This window comes from Mesorhizobium sp. M8A.F.Ca.ET.057.01.1.1, from assembly GCF_003952565.1.
Classification (GTDB): Bacteria; Pseudomonadota; Alphaproteobacteria; order Rhizobiales; family Rhizobiaceae; genus Mesorhizobium.
The window spans coordinates 3,999,570-4,016,045 of record NZ_CP034454.1 but is presented as its reverse complement, the minus strand read 5'-3'; the positions used below and the strand labels follow the sequence as shown (position 1 = coordinate 4,016,045).

Here is a 16,476-nt window from a genome sequence, read left to right as displayed (position 1 = left end):
TGCAACGACTTCACGCCTGCGCCAGCAGCCAATCCCTTACCTTGCGCGCATTGTCGCTGAGCTCGCGGTTCTTCGGCCAGATGACGTAGAATGCCGTGCCTGTCTTCATGACGTGGTCGGTGACCGGGACAAGCAGCCCCGTCACCAGCAGCCGCTCGACAAGGTGGCGCCAGCCGAGCGCGATGCCTTGCCCTTCCATGACGGCCTGGATCACAATCGCATAGTCATTGATGCGCAAGCCACGCTCCGCATTGCGGAGACTGGCTCCCGCCGACTGGAACCATTCGTCCCAGTTCGGGGCCTCGCGATATGGTTCCTCCAGATGAATGAGGCGGTGTGTCGCTAGTTGTTCCACGGTCTCGGGCCTGCCGAATTTCGCCAGATAGCTGGGACCCGCGACCGGAAAAATCTCTTCGTCGGAGAGCGACAGCCAGTGATAGTCCGGCCAGTCGCGTGGCACGCCTCCGCGTACGGCCAGTGGAATGCCTTCGGCGATGATGTCGAGATCGCGGTCGCCGGTCTGGATGCGAAGGTCGATGCCCGGCAGTTCGTCGCGGAACCGCTGCAGGCGCGGCATCATCCAGAACGAACCGAAGGCCGTCGAGGCGGCGAGCGTCACATGGCCGCCCGTCGCCTGCAGGCGCAGGTCCTCAGCCGACTTGCGGATGTGCGAAAGGCCGAGCGAGACGTCGGCATGGAAGCGCTCGCCGGCCTCGGTCAGGCTGACCTGGCGATGGCGGCGCTGGAAGAGCTGGGCGCCGAGCTGTTCCTCCAGCCCGCGCACCGCATAGGAAACGGCGGCCTGGGTCATGCCGAGCTCGCGCCCGGCGGCGGTGAAACTCGACAGCCGGCCTGCCGCCTCGAAGACGATCAGGCTGCCGGCGGAGGGCAACAGATGGCGTAGGCTTCGCATAAGCACAGCTTATACAAGAGATCAGGATTTTCCAGCGTCACAGCTATATTTCGCCTCGCTAAGTTGACCCGGATCGAAGGGATGGAGGCTCCATGAACGCACCGGCCGCTGAATTGACCGAACAGACCCACCGCCGTGGCGGCGGCCGTCTCGGGCGCAAGGCGCTCCGCAGCGCACCAATTGCCTCCTTTCCGACCCTGGTACGGCAGATTCCCGTTTATCAGATGGTTCCGGACGAGGCGGTGGAACTGATCCATGACGAGTCGCTGTCGATCCTGGAAGAGGTCGGCTGCGAATTCCGCGACGACGAGGCCATTGCCTTATGGAAGGCGGCCGGTGCCGACGTCCGGGAAACGAGGGTCCGCATCGATCGCGCGCTGCTGATGGAACTCGTCGCCAAGGTTCCCTCCGAGTTCACGCTGAACGCGCGCAATCCCGAGCGCACCGTGCGCGTCGGAGGCAAGAATTCGATCTTCGTGCCGATGTATGGCGCGCCTTATGTGCGCGACCTCGACAACAACAGGCGCTACGGCACGCTCGCCGACCTCAACAATTTCCACAAGCTCGCCTACATGGCGCCGGCGCTGCACTCGTCGAGCTCGATCATCTGCGAGCCGATGGAAATTGCCGTGCCCAAGCGGCACCTGCACATCATCCATTCGGCGCTGAAATATTCCGACAAACCGTTCATGGGCATCGTGACGTCCAAGGAGCGGGCGGAAGATACGATGGCGATGGCTGCAATCGTTTTCGGCGAGGCGTTCGTCCGCGACAATCCGGTGCTGGTGGCCATCACCAACTGCAACTCGCCGCTGGTCTGGGACGCCACCATGCTGGACGCCATGAGGGTGTATGCGCGACACAACCAGCCGCTGATCCTGGCGCCCTTCGCGCTCTGCGGCGCCTCGACCTCGGCATCCGCCGTCGGCGCGGTCGCGCAGGTCAATGCCGAGGCGCTTGCCGGCGTGGCCTTCACCCAGCTCATCCGTCCGGGCTCGCCCCAGATCTACGGCCAGTTCATGGTCACGGTCGACATGAAGACCGGCGCTCCCATGGGTGGGACGCCAGAGGCCGCCCAGATGATGTATCTGATGGGTGCGCTGGCGCGGAAATACAAACTGCCGTGGCGCACGTCCGGCTTCCATGTCGGCTCGAAGCTCAACGACGCCCAGGCCGGCTACGAAGCGAACATGCTGATGCATGCCGCCATTCTCTCAGGCGCCAATTATATCTGGCACTCGGCGGGGTGGCTGGAAGCGGGTCTCACCTGCGGCTATTCAAAATTCGCCACCGACTGCGAACAGCTTGTCGGCTGGTACAAATATGCGGGCGGGCTGCCATTCGACGATTTCAAGGAGGCTATGGCGGCGATCCGTGAGGTGGGGCCGCAGGGCCATTTCCTCGGCACCCAACATACGCTCGACCATTTCGAGTCCGCGTTCTTCATGCCCAATATCATGGACTTCAATTCCTTCGAACAGTGGAAGGCTGAGGGAGCAAAGGACCATGACACGCGCGGCCGCGAGAAAGCGCGCAACATGCTCGCCGACTACGAGGAGCCGAAACTCGATGAGGGCATCGCCGATGGTCTCAAGGATTTGATCGCGCGGCGCGAGGAAAAACTGCCCGACAGCGTTAGTTGAGAAAAAACGGGCGAAGACCTGACGGGAACAACAAGGGAGGAAAGACATGACGGTTTTCAGAAGCAACGGGGATCGTGTGCCGCAGGCTATCGAAGCGATGGCAACGGAGGCGCGGGCGGGTCGCATGGACCGGCGCGAGTTCCTGGCACTGGCCAGCGCGCTTGGGGCATCGACGGCGTTTGCCTATGGTATGATCGGCCTTGCCGCGCCGACACAAGCTTTGGCCGAGGAGCCGAAAAAGGGCGGGACGCTGCACGTCTCGATGGCGGTGAAGGCGCAGAAGGACCCGCGCACTTACGACTGGGTGGAACTGGCCAACATCTCGCGTACCTGGCTGGAGCCGTTGGTGCGCTACACCAGACAGTTTACCTTCGAGCCGGTGCTGCTCGAAAGCTGGGACATCAACGACGACGCCACCGAATACACGCTGCATGTGCGCAAGGGCGTCACCTGGAACAATGGCGATGCCTTCAACGCCGATGACGTGGTGCACAATGTGACGCGCTGGTGCGAGAAGGGCGTCGCCGGCAACTCGATGGCGGCGCGCGTCGGTGCGCTGATCGATGCCAAGACCGGCAAGGCCAGGGATGGCGCCATCACCAAGGTCGATGACAACACGGTCAAGCTGAAGCTCAGCGAGCCCGACATTTCGCTGATCCCCAATTTCACCGATTATCCGGCACTCGTCGTGCACCGCAATTTCGACGCCGACGGCGCCGATCCGATCAAGAAGCCGATCGGCACGGGAGCGTTTGAGCTGGTGTCTTACGACGTCGGCCAGAAGGCGGTGGTCAAGCGCCGCGAGAACGGCAAATGGTGGGGAGGCGAGGCACCGCTCGACGGGATCGAATTCATCGATTACGGCACCGACTTCAACGCCACGGTCAATGCATTCGATTCCGGCGAAATCGACCTCAACTTCGAGTCGCCTGCCGACTTCATCGAGATTCTCGACAAGATGGGCCTGCAGAAATCCGAGGTTGCGACTGCCACCACGCTGGTTGCCCGCACCAACATCACCCACAAGCCTTATGACGACCAGCGCGTTCGCAATGCCCTGCAGATGGCGGTCGACAACAATGCGGTGCTGCAGCTCGGCTATAACGGGCGCGGCACGGTCGGCGAGAACCACCATGTCAGCCCGATCCATCCTGAATATTATCCGCTGCCCAAGAAGGAACGCGATGCCGCCGGCGCCAAGAAGCTGATGGCGGACGCGGGTCAGGCCGACTTCGAGCATGAACTGATCACCATCGAGGATGACTGGCAGAAGAACACCGGCGATGCGATCGCCGGCCAGTTGCGTGACGCCGGCATCAAGGTCAAGCGCACCGTGCTGCCGGGCTCGACCTTCTGGAACGATTGGACGAAATATCCCTATTCGATGACCATCTGGTACATGCGCCCGCTGGGCGTCCAGGTGCTGGCGCTGGGCTACCGCACCGGCGAGGCGTGGAACGAATCTGCTTATTCCAATCCCGATTTCGACGCCAAGCTCAAGCAGGCGCTCTCGCTGATCGACGTCGCCAAGCGCAAGGAAGTCATGAAGGATGTCGAGCAGATCCTGCAGGACTCCGGCGTCATCATCCAGCCTTTCTGGCAGAAGCTCTACAGCCATACGAACAAGAAGGTGAAGAACTACGGTGTCCACCAGACCTTCGAAATGGATCTCCAGAACGTCTGGCTGGACGCCTAGCTTCAAGGATCGTGGCAAAGCCGGCACCCCCGAGGTGTCGGCTTTCCGGCAAAAGGCGACTTGGGTTGCGAGCGCTGGCGCCTGGGTGCCGCCGCCAAGGCTTTGAAGGAGCAGTGCATGTCTGGGCGGGTCTTCAACCGGCTGTTCACGCCGGCTACTCTGCGCGGCAAGACGTTACGCAACAGGATCGTGTTCGGCGCCCATACCGCCAATATGGCGGTGGAGGGGCTGCCGACCGCGCGGCATGTCGGCTATTACGCAGAACGCGCCATCGGCGGCGCCGGCATGATCGTGGTCGAGCCGATGCCCGTGCATCGGGCTGCGGTGCTGACCCGCGGTAACTTCAGCCCGTCCGATGACCGAGTCATCCCGCATTTTCGCAAGGTGACAGAGGCGATCCGCGGCAACGGCGCCGTCGCCATCCAGCAGCTCTACCATGTCGGTCAGCACGCGGACGCGGACAACTCGTTCCATGCGGGCTGGTCGCCTTCCGGCCTGCCCAGCTATCACGACTCCGACGGTTCACATCGGATGTCCGAAGCCGAGATTGAAGAAACGATCAACGGTTTCGTACAGGCGGCGCGCCGCTGCCGCGAGGCTGGCTTCGACGGCGTCGAGGTCTGGGCGGCGTACCATTCGATGCTGGACCAGTTCTGGACGCCCTGGTCGAACCGCCGGGACGACCGATGGGGCGGCAACCTGCAAAATCGGACCCGGATGAGCCGCGAGGTGATGACGCGCATTCGCAAAGAATGCGGCGATGACTTCATCATCGGTCTTGCGGTCAATGATGAGCCCGAAGTTGAAGTGGCGCTGAAGCGCGAAGCCCTGGCCGAGATAATCGACCTCCACGACCGCGATGCCTTGATGGACTATGTGACTTGTGGAACCGGTTCCTACTTCGATTTCTACAAGATCATGCCGACCTTTGTTTATCCCGAAAAGCTCGGCGCGGATCTTGCGGCGGTGCTCAAATCCACCGTGCGTCACGCGTTGATCACAGCCGAAAGCCATATCCGCACCCCCGAGAACGCGGAGAGCGTGCTGAGCGAAGGCCGCGCCGATCTCGTTTCCATCGTGCGCGGCCAGATCGCCGATCCGCATCTGGCCGCAAAGGCTGCCGCCGGACGGCCGCAGGACATTCGCGGCTGCCTGTCCTGCAACCAGATGTGCTGGGGCCGGCGCAGCCGCGACTACTGGATCAGCTGCGTCATCAATCCCTCGGCGGGGCGGGAATGGGAGTGGGGCGGCGATCGCTTCGCTCCGGCCGCCCAGCCGAAGCGCGTGCTGGTCGTCGGCGGCGGCCCGGCCGGCCTCGAAGCGGCGCGCGCCGCGGCCGAGCGCGGTCATCGCGTCACACTGGCCGAGGCTTCCGACCGCCTTGGGGGACAGTTCCGTCTTGCCGGACTGCAGCCGCGCCGTGCCCAGATTCTGGATCTGATCGGTTGGTACGAACGTCAGCTCGGCCAGCTTCAGGTCGACATCCGCTACGGGCAGTATGTCGAAGCCGATGATGTCGAGCACGAAGGCGCGGATCACGTCATCATCGCCACCGGCTCGATGCCGCCAGACGGCGCTTTCCAGCGGGCCTTGCCGCAGTGGGACAGCATTCCGGGGGGTGGCCCGGTGCTGTCGGCCGAGGCGGTGATGGCCCGTGAGGCGAGGCCGGGAAGAAATGTTCTGTTGCTGGACGATGGCGGCAATTGGAAAGGGTGCGGTACCGCCTGGAAACTCGCCGAGGACGGGCACAATGTGACGCTTGTCACTCCGGACGCCCTGGTCGGCAAAGAGCTTCAGCGAATGGCCGTCGACGCGCCGCTGCGCCGGGCGCTTGCCAAACTGCGCGTGCGGTTCGTGACCGAGAGCGCCATCGTGCACTGGGATGGCAAGGTGGCCAGGATTGCTTCGCTGCTCGACGGGACCGAGCAGGAGGTCGAGGCCGACGCTTTGGTCTTCGCCACCACCAGCATGGCGCAGGACAGCCTGTCCATCGAGCTCGAACGGCGCGGAATTGCGCATACCTCCATCGGCGACTGTACCGCCTCCAGACAGGCGGCATTTGCCATTCATGATGGGCGCAAGGTGGCGCTTGGTCTTTGACGATCGCGAAAGGCGCCAGACCAGGCAAGGCGTGAACGGGGCTAATGTCTGAATGCGTATCCAGTCAATCAAAGTCTATCAGGTGCTTTTGCCTGTCAAAGGCGGTGCCTACCGGATGGCCAGCGATACCGTGCAGAATTTGGACAGCACGCTGGTTGAAGTGACCACCGAGGATGGACTTTCAGGCTGGGGTGAGACGTGCCCGATCGGCCCTGTTTATCAGCCCCAACATGCGCTGGGCGCGAGAGCGGCAATTGCCGAAATAGCGCCTGGACTTGTCGGCGAGGACACAGCGTCCATGCGCCGCCTTGCCAAAAGAATGGACGAGCGGCTGAACGGGCACAACTATGCCAAGGCGGCCTTGGATATAGCTCTCCTCGACCTCGCCGGCCAGCGGCTGGGCGTCCCGGTCTCAACCCTTCTCGGTGGTGCGCTCACCGATCGCGTGCCGTCTTACTACTCGACGATCGTCGGTGCTCCGGATGAGACCGCGCGTATTGCCGCCGACAAGGTCAACGCCGGATATCCCCGGCTTCAGATCAAGATCGGCGGGCGGGATCTCGAACAGGACGTCGCCACCGTGCACAAAGTATGGGAGGCCGTTGGCTTCAAGGCCCGGATAGCCGTCGACGCCAATCGTGGCCTGACCGCTGCCGCGGCGCTGCACATCGATCGGCTTTGCCAGGCAATCCCATTCGTGTTCGAACAGCCTTGCAACACCATGGAGGAAGTGGCGGGTCTCAAGGGACGCGTTACACATCCGATCTATCTCGATGAGAATACCGAGGATTTGAATGCCGTGTTGCGGGCAGTTTCGTCAGGTATCGCGGATGGATTCGGATTGAAGGTCACCCGCCTTGGCGGCCTCACCAAGATGGCCACGGTCCGCGACCTGTGTGCGATACGATCTCTTCCGCACAGTTGCGACGACGCCTGGGGCGGAGACGTCATCGCCGCGGCTTGCGTGCACCTCGCCGCTACCGTCGAGCCGAGACGTTTTGAGGGAGCCTGGATCGCGCAGGAGTACATCGAAGGGCATACCGATCCCGTAAACCCGATCGTGATCGAGAACGGGCATATACGCGTCCCGCAGATCCCAGGGCTCGGTGTCAGGCCTGAGCGCTCCCAACTCAACGCGCCTATCACTACTTTCGGAGACTAAGGGGTCGTTGGATATGATCTATGCAGGTAGACGAGCCACCCGAAGGCTTCATGAGCCGCAAAAAAGCCGATATGCACGATGCGTGGTATTGATACTTTCCGCAGCCAAACATTCGGGGAAATCCATGAAACTGCTGCTCGCTGCCGTCTTGTCGATTGCCGCACCGGCCGCCGCATTGGCCGGTCCGGCGTCCGACGCCGTGAAGTTCTTCTATGTCCCGCAGGTCAAGTTCGAGGCCGACGCGCAATACCGCGATCGCTTCACCGAGCCGGTGACGAAACTGTTCGACCTCAACGACCAGGCGACCAAGAAGAATCCCGACCAGGTCGCCTGCATCGACTTCGACCCGGGCCTCGACGCGCAGGATTTCGACCAGAAGACCATCTCCAAGACCTTGAAACTGTCCGAGACGGTGGATGGCGATGCGGCACAAGTGGTGGCGAATTTCAGTCTCTTGCCGGAAGGAGACGATTCGCAGCGCGAAATGCACTGGTCGCTGAAGAAGGTCGACGGCAAGTGGAAGATATCGGACATTGCATCGAAGACCAGCGCCTGGACGCTGAGCCAGCTCGAATGCATGGCGGGCCAAGATCCGGAGTGATGCAATGGCCGGTCGCGCGCTCCTGTTATTGTTGCCGGCCATGTGCCTACTGGCGGCTGGCTTGAGCGGCGCGGCCGCTCAGGGCCTGTTGGGCGCGCCGCCGGCAAATGCTCCGGTCGGGACCGCGCCTGATGACAGCGGCACGCCGCCGGCAACCGCGCCTGGCGGCGCCGCGGAGCCGGCGACGCCACCTGTCGCATGGCCGCCGAGCGGGCCTGCGGGCCCCATCCAGCCGGGATCGCCGACAGCGGTTGTGCGGCCGTTCTACGATCAGGTCGGCTTGGAGGTCGATCCGGCTCAGCGCGGCTATTTCATCGACCCGGCCAAAACCGTGCTCGACAAGAGCGATGCCTTGCGCAAATCCGGGCAGGGCGAGTGCCTGGACCCCAACATGGCGTTCGACAATGCGGACTATGACAAGGCCGAGATCGACAAGAGCCTGAAGACGCTCGAATCAATCAATGGCGATCAGGCCAAGGTCATCGTCGCCTTCGTCGTCGCCGGCAACCCGCACCGCCTCGAATGGAAATTCAAGAAGGTTGGCGGCGAATGGAAGATATCGGACCTTTTGTCGGTGACCGGCGAATGGGCGCTCAGCCAGTACCAGTGCGAATGAGCCGTCGTCAGCTTCCGGGTGGTCGGCAATGAAGCTTCGCGGTTTGCTCGCGATAGCGCTAGTCGGACTCGGCGCTGCCGCTTGCGTCGTCGATTGGCGGATCGGCACGATGCTGATCACCCGCGAACCCTGGCAAGCTTTGGCGCTGCCCGGCGACTTGCCCGTCGAGCGCGTCGTGCTCGACCAGCCCGGCGCGCCCGAACTGGTTGGCTGGGTGGCCGATCGAAAGGGCAGTTGCGGTACGATCGTTCTACTGCACGGCCGCGGCGCCAACAGGCTCGCTTTGGTGCAAAGGGCAAAATTGCTGCTCGACGCCGGTTATTCCGTCATCCTGTTCGATCTGTCGGGGCACGGCGAGAGCGGCGGCGCCGTTCAAGGTTTCGGCTACAGTGAAGGCCAGGATGCGATCCGCATCATGGCCTTCGCCAGGCAAAGGTTTCCCGACCAGAAGCTTGGCGCCGTCGGCGCATCGCTTGGTGCCGCCGCTCTCGTCTTTGCCGCCCCGCAAGCGCCTGCCGATGCCTATGTGCTGGAGCAGCTCTACGCGACCTTGCGCGAAACAACGGCTTGGCGAATGCCTTTCCACTTCTGGCGCGGTTTCCAGGCCGACGTCCTGCTGGCGCAGATGCCGCTTCGCCTCGGGTTGAGCGCCGATGACGTCAGGCCGGTCGACCGTCTCGGCAAGATCGGCAGGCCGCTGATGCTGCTCGCAGGTAGCATCGATCCCTTCATCGATCGCGGTCAGGTACTGGCGCTGCGGAATGCTGCCGACGGCTCTCAACTGGTCTGGTTCGAAGGGGCAGGTCACGTTGACCTGCTGCGCTACGACCAGCCGCGCTATCGCGATGCTGTCCTCCCCTTCCTTGCAACAAGCCTTTGCCGGACCGGTGCCGGCAATGGCTGACATAAGCTCAGCCGCGCCCGCGATAGGGGGCGACGCCGGTGTCCGGCAGCCAGGCGCCCTCGGGCGGAGTGCCGGTCTGCCAGAAGACATCGATCGGAATGCCGCCGCGCGGATACCAATAGCCGCCTATGCGCAACCACAACGGCTTGGTCGCGGCCACGATGCGACGGCCGATCATCACCGTGCAGTCTTCATGGAAAGCGCCATGGTTGCGAAACGAGGTCATGAACAGCTTGAGCGACTTCGATTCCACCAGGGCCGCGTCGGGTGCGTAGTCGATGACGATATGGGCGAAATCCGGCTGTCCGGTCACCGGACAGAGCGAGGTGAATTCCGGGACGGTGAAACGCACGATCGCCGGCGGTCCGTCACCGCGCTGAAACGGCACGGTTTCCAGGACCGCAGCTTCGGGACTCTGTGGCGTCTCGACGTGCGTGCCGAGTTGGGTGAGATTTTTGGTATCGATCATGAGCGGTTTCCTTGGATTTGCCGCTCATTAGCACAAATTAAAACGGCAGGAAGACGATGACGAGCAATGACCCGCTTCTCCAACCCTACCAGCTCAAGCATTTGACGCTGAAGAATCGGGTGATGTCGACCAGCCACGAGCCGGCCTATTCGGAGGACGGCATGCCGAAGGAGCGCTATCGGCTCTATCATGCCGAAAAGGCCAAGGGCGGCATGGCGCTGACCATGACCGCCGGCTCGGCCATCGTTTCGCGCGACAGCCCGGCCGCCTTCGGCAATCTGCACGTCTATGACGATCGCATCGTGCCGTGGCTGGCCGAACTCACCGACGCCTGCCACGAGCACGACTGCAAGGTGATGATCCAGATCACCCATCTCGGCCGCCGCACCGGTTGGAACAAGGCCGACTGGCTGCCGGTGCTCTCGGCCTCGCCGGTGCGCGAGCCGGCGCATCGTGCTTTCCCCAAGACCATAGAGGAGTGGGACATCGAGCGCATCGTCGCCGACTATGCATCGGCCGCCCAGCGCTGCCAGGCAGCCGGTCTCGACGGCATCGAGTTCGAATCCTACGGCCATCTGATGGACGGCTTCTGGTCGCCTGCCACCAATCATCGCGACGACGAGTATGGCGGTTCGCTCGACAACCGGTTGCGCTTCACCAACATGGTGCTCGATGCCGTGCGGGCGGCGGTCGGTGAGAAATTTGTCGTCGGCATCCGCATGGTCGCCGACGAGGATTTCGAGAAAGGCTTGTCGAAGGAGGATGGTGTCGAGATCGCAAGGCGGCTGGCCGGCTCCGGCAACGTCGATTTCCTCAACATCATCCGTGGCTCGATCGAGACCGACGCGGCGCTGACCAAGGTCATCCCGGTGACCGGTATGCGGTCTTCGCCGCATCTCGATTTCGCCGGCGAGGTGAGGGCGGCGACGAAATTCCCGACCTTCCATGCTGCGCGCATTTCCGACGTCGCCACCGCGCGCCATGCGATCGCCACCGGCAAGCTCGACATGGTCGGCATGACGCGCGCGCACATCGCCGATCCGCACATCATCAAAAAGGTGATGGAGGGCCGCGAGCACGAGATCCGTCCCTGCGTCGGTGCCACCTATTGTCTCGACCGCATCTACGAGGGCGGCGAGGCGCTGTGCGTCCATAATGCGGCGACCGGCCGCGAGGCGGATATTCCGCACGTCATCGCCAAGACGGACGGGCCGAAGCGGAAAGTCGTGGTCGTCGGCGCCGGCGCCGGAGGACTGGAGGTGGCGCGGGTCGCGGCCGAGCGCGGCCATGAAGTCACGATCCTGGAAGCATCATCACAAGCGGGTGGCCAGGTCCGTCTGGCGACCCAGAACCCGCGCCGCAGGGAGTTGATCGGCATCATTGACTGGCGTCTGGCCGAACTCGACCGGCTCGGCGTCGAGATCCGCTACGACACCTGGGCCGAGAAGGACGACGTCCTGGCCCTGGCGCCTGACGTGGTGGTCGTCGCCACCGGCGGCCTGCCGCAGAATCCGCCGCTGGCCTCCGGTGACAATCTCGTCACGTCGAGCTGGGACATCATGGCCGGCAGCGTCAAGCCGGCCGAGAATGTTCTTCTCTTTGACGACAATGGCGGCCATCAGGGCATGGGGGCGGCCGAACTGATTGCCAACAGCGGCTCGAAGCTGGAACTGGTTTCGCCGGAGCGGTTCTTCGCCCCCGAAATGGGCGGCATGAACCACGTTCCGTATATCAGGGCCTTCCAGGAAAAGGGCGTCACCGTCACCATCAACACGCGCCTGCGCTCTGTGCGGCGCGAGGGCAATCAACTGGTCGCGGAACTCGCTTCGGACTTTGCCGATGGCTGGCGCAGCGAGCGTAGGGTCGACCAGGTTGTGGTCGAACACGGCACGCTGCCGCTCGACGATCTGTATCTGTCGCTGAAGCCGTTGTCGAAGAACGCTGGGGCGGTCGACTACGAACGTCTGGTCAATGGAGGCGACGTTTTTCCACAGCGCAATCCCGAAGGAGACTTCGTGTTGTTGCGCGTTGGCGACGCGGTTGCCTCCCGCAATATCCACGCCGCTATCTATGATGGGATCAGGTTCGGGATCAGGATTTGACTACGATCAGGTGGCGCGCAACGGCCTTTGCAAGGAGAGCCACCTGCCGCTCTGGTCCGTTGCGCGCCGCGCATGATCGGCTTTCACCGGCCGTGCGATTCTAAAACATCTTGGCGGTCGCCATGCAAAGTACGGTGATGACCAGCAGCCCGCTGGCGATGCGTTCGCCCCTGGTCATTTTCGCGCGCAGCTCCGTTTGGGTCGCTGCATCGGCGCCGGCGAGCTGCCTGCTGGCGGAGCCCACAAGCGCGCCTTGCACACCGGCGGCGATTAGCGCCGTCAAAATGCCGAGCGCCAGTACCTTCTCCATCGAGCCGAAAGCACCCTCATGAAAGAAATACCAGAGCAGCAAGCCGGTCAGAAAAGCCAAACCGGCCGCACCCATTTGCGGCCGGAAGAACCGCTCTGCCCGGATGTCCGGATCGCGGGCAACCGCGATGGTGGTGCCAGCCCAGAATACGCCAGCCATGACGTGCAAGCCGATGACGACGATATAAACATATTGCATGACCGCATTCCTCTCATTCGCCCGCCGCCTGCGCGCCGCAACCATGCCGCGATGCCATCAATAAGACAAAGTTAGATATCTAACGGTTAGATGTCAATCATGAAGCCGAGTTTCACGTTCCCACTGCTTGCTCTACTGTCAGATCATGACACCGTTTGAACGCCCGCCGGTTGGTATGAATCTCGGCCGTACCGCCAAGCTTGTCGCCCAGGCTTTCGACGCCGCCTTGGTTGAAGCAGGCGGCACATTGCCGGTCTGGCTCACGCTGCTGTCGGTCAAGTCGAGCGAGCTTGCCAATCAACGCGAACTTGCCGGCATGATCGGCATCCAGGGTGCGACGCTGACCCATCATCTCAATGCGATGGAGGCGCAGGGCCTGCTGACGCGGCGACGCGATCCCGTCAACCGCCGGGTTCATCTGGTCGAGTTGACGGAGGCGGGAGAAGCGCTGTTCGAGACGTTGCGGCAAGCGGCACTTGTCTTCGACAAGCGGCTTCGCACAGGACTGCCCGACGAGCGTCTGGCGGAGTTTGCTCAGGTGCTGGCCGCATTGCGGGAGAATGTGGGAGCTAGAGCAATTCCAGGAAAAGTGTGAAACGGTTTTCCCGGGACAAGCGCGTAGCGCTTGCCCTTTGGAATTGCGTAAAAACAAAGAGTTAGAGCCGTTCGGCGATTCCGTGAAATGCGGAACGGCTCCAGGAGTGCCGACCTGATGGCTCAGTCGTCATAGCTCGGGATTGTTCCAAACGCATAGTGGCGCAGTTTCAGTGCGGTGATCAGCTTGGTCAGTTGCGTCTTGCCGTCAAAGCCGTCCTGGAACATCTGGTCATGCATCAAAAGGATCAGCTTGCCGGGCTTGGCAAAGTGGCCGTAGCCGAACAAATGATCGATCTCGCTGACCAGATGATCGACGCTCTGGACCGGCTCACCGCTGTCCTTGTGCACCCACTCGTGGTCCCAGCCATAGAGATAAAAGCCGGACGCCGCGACGAACTCATAGTCGGGATCTTCACGCCCGGCTTGCGCCTGTCCAAGCGAATTGTCGTTCTTCGACATAGAAGGCAGCCGGAACACGTCGCGGCCCGGCAGGCGGGCGTGCACCGCGGGCTTCAGGCCCAGAACGGCATTGGCCATGAGCATATCGGCAACCACGCCTTCCGTATCGCCATAGAAATGTCGGTAGTGATTGTAGGCGTGACTGTAGCTGTGATTGCCGATCGTCACCAGCGGCATCGCCTTGGCACGCCGCACCAACGCCTTGTTGGACGCACCGGCCTCGGCATGCATGCCGACCATGAACAGCGTTGCGGGAACCTGCGCTCCCTCCAGGACGTCGAGGACGTTGCTTGTGCCGTTCAGCGGACCGTCGTCGAAGGTGAGGTAGATGGTACGATCCGCCCCATGGGCCGGCAACGACGACATCAACATGGCTGCCAGGGCAAGCCGAAAGAATGTCATGGGGGCCACTACCCGTTTGCGATCAGGACAGGCCGCCGTTTCATAGGCTGGTTGTCAAGCCAGGCCCGGCTCCACCTACGCCAGGCTTCCCTGCAATACCGTCAGCCTGGCCTTCTTCGGCATGCGGGCGGTCAGCCATTCCAGCGCCTTGTCATGCGGCATCGGGAAGGCGATGGAATAGCCTTGCACCTGGTCGCAGCCGATCGCCATCAGCGAGTCGAGCTCCGCCTCGGTTTCGGCGCCCTCGGCGACGATGGAGATGCCCAACCCCCGTGCAAGTTCGGTGATGGCGCGCACGATCTTGGAGTTGTCGCCATTCTCGTGGATGTTCTGGACGAAGCGGCGGTCGATCTTGAGCCGGTCGATCTCGTTGGGATTGACGTGGCTGAGCGATGCATAGCCGGTACCGAAATCGTCGAGTTCCAGATGGACGCCGGCCGCCCTGATGTGCCGCAGCTTGGCCGCGATGCCTGTCTTCTCGTCGTCGAGGATGACGGATTCGACGATTTCCAGCGACAGTTTCTGCGGCGGCAGTCCGGCTCTCTCCAGCGTCTCGAACAGAAACGCATCGAAATCGTGCTCACGCAACTCGGTGCCCGAGACATTGACGGCAAGCCGTCCGAAGGCAATGCCGGCACGGTTCCATTCGGCGGCTTCGTTGATCGCCTTGCTGATCACGATGCGGCCGATCTCCGGCATGAAGCCGCATTTCTCGGCGATCGGGATGAATTCGCCCGGCGAGATCATGCCGCGCTCGGGATGGTTCCAGCGCACGAGGGCCTCTATGCCGCTGATGGTGCCGTCGGTTAGCGAAACCTGAGGCTGGAAATAGACCTGGAACGCTTTTTCGGAAATGGCGACCTTGATGTCGTGTTCGAGCTGCTTGCGGTAGTCGAGCTCGCGCCGCAGTTCCTCGGAGAAGAAGGAGAAGTTGCCGCCACCCATCTTCTTGGCGGAATAAAGCGCCAGATCGGCGTGGACCAGCAGGTCTTGCGCATTGTCGGCGTCGATCGGATAGACGGCGATGCCGCCGCTGGCGCCCGGAAGAATGGTGGTGCCCTGGAACACGATCGGCTCGTTGATGTGCACCAGGATGCGCCGTGCCAGCATGTTGATGTCCTCGGTGCTGCCGGCGCCGTTGAGGATCATCACGAATTCGTCGCCACCAAGCCGCGCGCACAGATCCGACGCCCGGCAGGAATCGCGCATGCGCTGCGCCGTCACCACCAGGACATAGTCGCCGGCGGCGTGGCCCAGCGTATCATTGATCTGCTTGAAGCGGTCGAGGTCGAGCTGGACCACGGCCAGGCGCTCGCGCCGGCGGTGCGCGCCCTTGATCAGCGTCTCGAAATGGTCGGTCAGGAAGGTGCGGTTGTGCAGGCCGGTCAGGCCGTCATGCACCGCGATGAAGGCCATCGAATTGCGAGCGTCGACCAATTCACGCGTTTTGCGCAGGATCGCGTTGGACATTGGCCGGAAGATGAACAGCGCCACCAGCAGGATGACGCCGAGGGTGGCGTAGAACAGCGTGCGGTGGAGAGTGAGCAACTTTTCGGAGCGCTTGTCGGCGTCGGCACTGATGCGCTGGCCGAGCGCGGCATAGCCCGAGAGCGTGGCATTGGCGACGGAGGCATCGAGGTTGACGCGTTCGGCGCCGCCCTTGTAGCCGCCATTGTCGCCAAGGTTGAGCTGCGATTCCAGTGCAGAGATCAGACGATCGCCGTTGGCGATCAGGCCAACCGAGAAATAGTCGAGATGGAAGGGTTTGGCGAAAAGCACGCTCTCGATCGACTTCGGATCGAGCTTGGCAGGCGATTGCGGATCCGCGCCTGTCTGCTTGAGCAGCAGATCGTAGTTCGTCTCGAACTCCGCCGTGGCCTGCTTCAGCGCGCTGACCAGCGCCGGCTGCTTGTCGCGCGAGGCGACGCCTGTCGCGCTGGCAAGGAAGACGATGCGCTGCGACAACGTCTTCTGCGTGCCGACGATGTCGAGCAAAGTGTTGTTGTGCTGCTGCGTGGCCATCGTCTGCTGCAGCAGGACGAAGGAGGCCGCCACCATGGCGGCAATGATGAGCAGCGCCAGCCAGTAGCCAGCCTTGATCAGCAGTATGAGCTTGCCTGAAACGGTTTGCACTGGCTGCTGAGACATGTTCGGGGGCGGCCCTCTCGCCAACGGATTTCTGTATGAGCACCATTGAACAGCAAACGTTAACAGGACCGGAAGTCGACGGCCGGCCGGCAAGGGGGAGGAGCGGAAAGATCGCGAAATGGTTATCGGGGTCTTTCGCGGCCGGGCCGCATTTGA

At 62.5% G+C, this 16,476-nt stretch carries 14 protein-coding genes; 9 read left to right on the top strand and 5 right to left on the bottom strand.

Features of this window, described 5'->3' with window-relative positions; genetic code table 11:
* Nucleotides 1-10 precede the first annotated feature (10 nt).
* Nucleotides 11-913: a LysR substrate-binding domain-containing protein gene (locus tag EJ077_RS19125; protein WP_208695634.1), complete on the bottom strand. Its 903-nt coding sequence runs from the start codon at nt 911-913 to the stop codon at nt 11-13.
* Nucleotides 914-1,005: 92 nt separating this feature from the next.
* Here EJ077_RS19125 and EJ077_RS19120 point away from each other — a divergent pair, with 92 nt between their 5' ends.
* The 7 genes from EJ077_RS19120 to EJ077_RS19090 all read left to right on the top strand — a co-directional run bounded on the left by EJ077_RS19120 (nt 1,006) and on the right by EJ077_RS19090 (nt 9,635).
* On the top strand, nt 1,006-2,556 hold the full coding sequence (locus EJ077_RS19120) for a trimethylamine methyltransferase family protein (protein WP_208695633.1): 1,551 nt from the start codon (nt 1,006-1,008) through the stop codon (nt 2,554-2,556).
* A gap of 46 nt (nt 2,557-2,602) precedes the next feature.
* Complete coding sequence (locus tag EJ077_RS19115; protein WP_208695632.1) at nt 2,603-4,252, top strand: ABC transporter substrate-binding protein; 1,650 nt, start codon at nt 2,603-2,605, stop codon at nt 4,250-4,252.
* A gap of 117 nt (nt 4,253-4,369) precedes the next feature.
* Nucleotides 4,370-6,352 carry an FAD-dependent oxidoreductase gene (locus EJ077_RS19110; RefSeq protein WP_208695631.1) on the top strand — a complete coding sequence of 661 codons (1,983 nt, stop codon included), beginning with the start codon at nt 4,370-4,372 and terminating at the stop codon, nt 6,350-6,352.
* Between the two features lie 52 nt (nt 6,353-6,404).
* Entirely contained in the window at nt 6,405-7,514 is a 1,110-nt protein-coding gene (locus tag EJ077_RS19105; RefSeq protein WP_208695630.1) for a mandelate racemase/muconate lactonizing enzyme family protein, read from the top strand.
* A gap of 124 nt (nt 7,515-7,638) precedes the next feature.
* The gene (locus EJ077_RS19100) at nt 7,639-8,115 is read left to right on the top strand and encodes a DUF3828 domain-containing protein (protein WP_127280283.1); all 477 of its coding nucleotides are present in this window, start codon (nt 7,639-7,641) and stop codon (nt 8,113-8,115) included.
* Between the two features lie 4 nt (nt 8,116-8,119).
* The gene (locus tag EJ077_RS19095) at nt 8,120-8,731 is read left to right on the top strand and encodes a hypothetical protein (protein WP_208695629.1); all 612 of its coding nucleotides are present in this window, start codon (nt 8,120-8,122) and stop codon (nt 8,729-8,731) included.
* Between the two features lie 28 nt (nt 8,732-8,759).
* Nucleotides 8,760-9,635, top strand: coding sequence for an alpha/beta hydrolase (locus EJ077_RS19090; RefSeq protein ID WP_208695628.1), 876 nt, complete (start codon nt 8,760-8,762; stop codon nt 9,633-9,635).
* A gap of 7 nt (nt 9,636-9,642) precedes the next feature.
* Here the strand turns inward: EJ077_RS19090 and queF are convergent, their stop codons facing one another.
* Nucleotides 9,643-10,104 carry a preQ(1) synthase gene (queF, locus tag EJ077_RS19085; protein WP_127869683.1) on the bottom strand — a complete coding sequence of 154 codons (462 nt, stop codon included), beginning with the start codon at nt 10,102-10,104 and terminating at the stop codon, nt 9,643-9,645.
* 56 nt (nt 10,105-10,160) lie between these two features.
* Between queF and EJ077_RS19080 the strand changes: the two genes are divergently transcribed.
* Nucleotides 10,161-12,206 (top strand): FAD-dependent oxidoreductase, encoded by a 2,046-nt coding sequence (locus tag EJ077_RS19080; protein ID WP_208695627.1) that lies wholly within the window; start codon nt 10,161-10,163, stop codon nt 12,204-12,206.
* 100 nt (nt 12,207-12,306) lie between these two features.
* On the opposite strand, the gene EJ077_RS19075 is transcribed toward EJ077_RS19080, so the two are convergent.
* Complete coding sequence (locus EJ077_RS19075; RefSeq protein WP_208695626.1) at nt 12,307-12,714, bottom strand: hypothetical protein; 408 nt, start codon at nt 12,712-12,714, stop codon at nt 12,307-12,309.
* 175 nt (nt 12,715-12,889) lie between these two features.
* On the opposite strand from EJ077_RS19075, the gene EJ077_RS19070 reads away from it, so the two are divergent.
* On the top strand, nt 12,890-13,309 hold the full coding sequence (locus EJ077_RS19070; protein ID WP_245458455.1) for a MarR family winged helix-turn-helix transcriptional regulator: 420 nt from the start codon (nt 12,890-12,892) through the stop codon (nt 13,307-13,309).
* Between the two features lie 122 nt (nt 13,310-13,431).
* On the opposite strand, the gene EJ077_RS19065 is transcribed toward EJ077_RS19070, so the two are convergent.
* Together EJ077_RS19065 and EJ077_RS19060 are read right to left on the bottom strand one after the other, a co-directional pair.
* Nucleotides 13,432-14,172: a polysaccharide deacetylase family protein gene (locus EJ077_RS19065; RefSeq protein WP_208695624.1), complete on the bottom strand. Its 741-nt coding sequence runs from the start codon at nt 14,170-14,172 to the stop codon at nt 13,432-13,434.
* A gap of 75 nt (nt 14,173-14,247) precedes the next feature.
* A complete protein-coding gene (locus EJ077_RS19060; RefSeq protein WP_208695623.1) occupies nt 14,248-16,320 on the bottom strand; it encodes a putative bifunctional diguanylate cyclase/phosphodiesterase in 2,073 nt (690 codons plus the stop codon).
* Nucleotides 16,321-16,476: the final 156 nt, after the last annotated feature.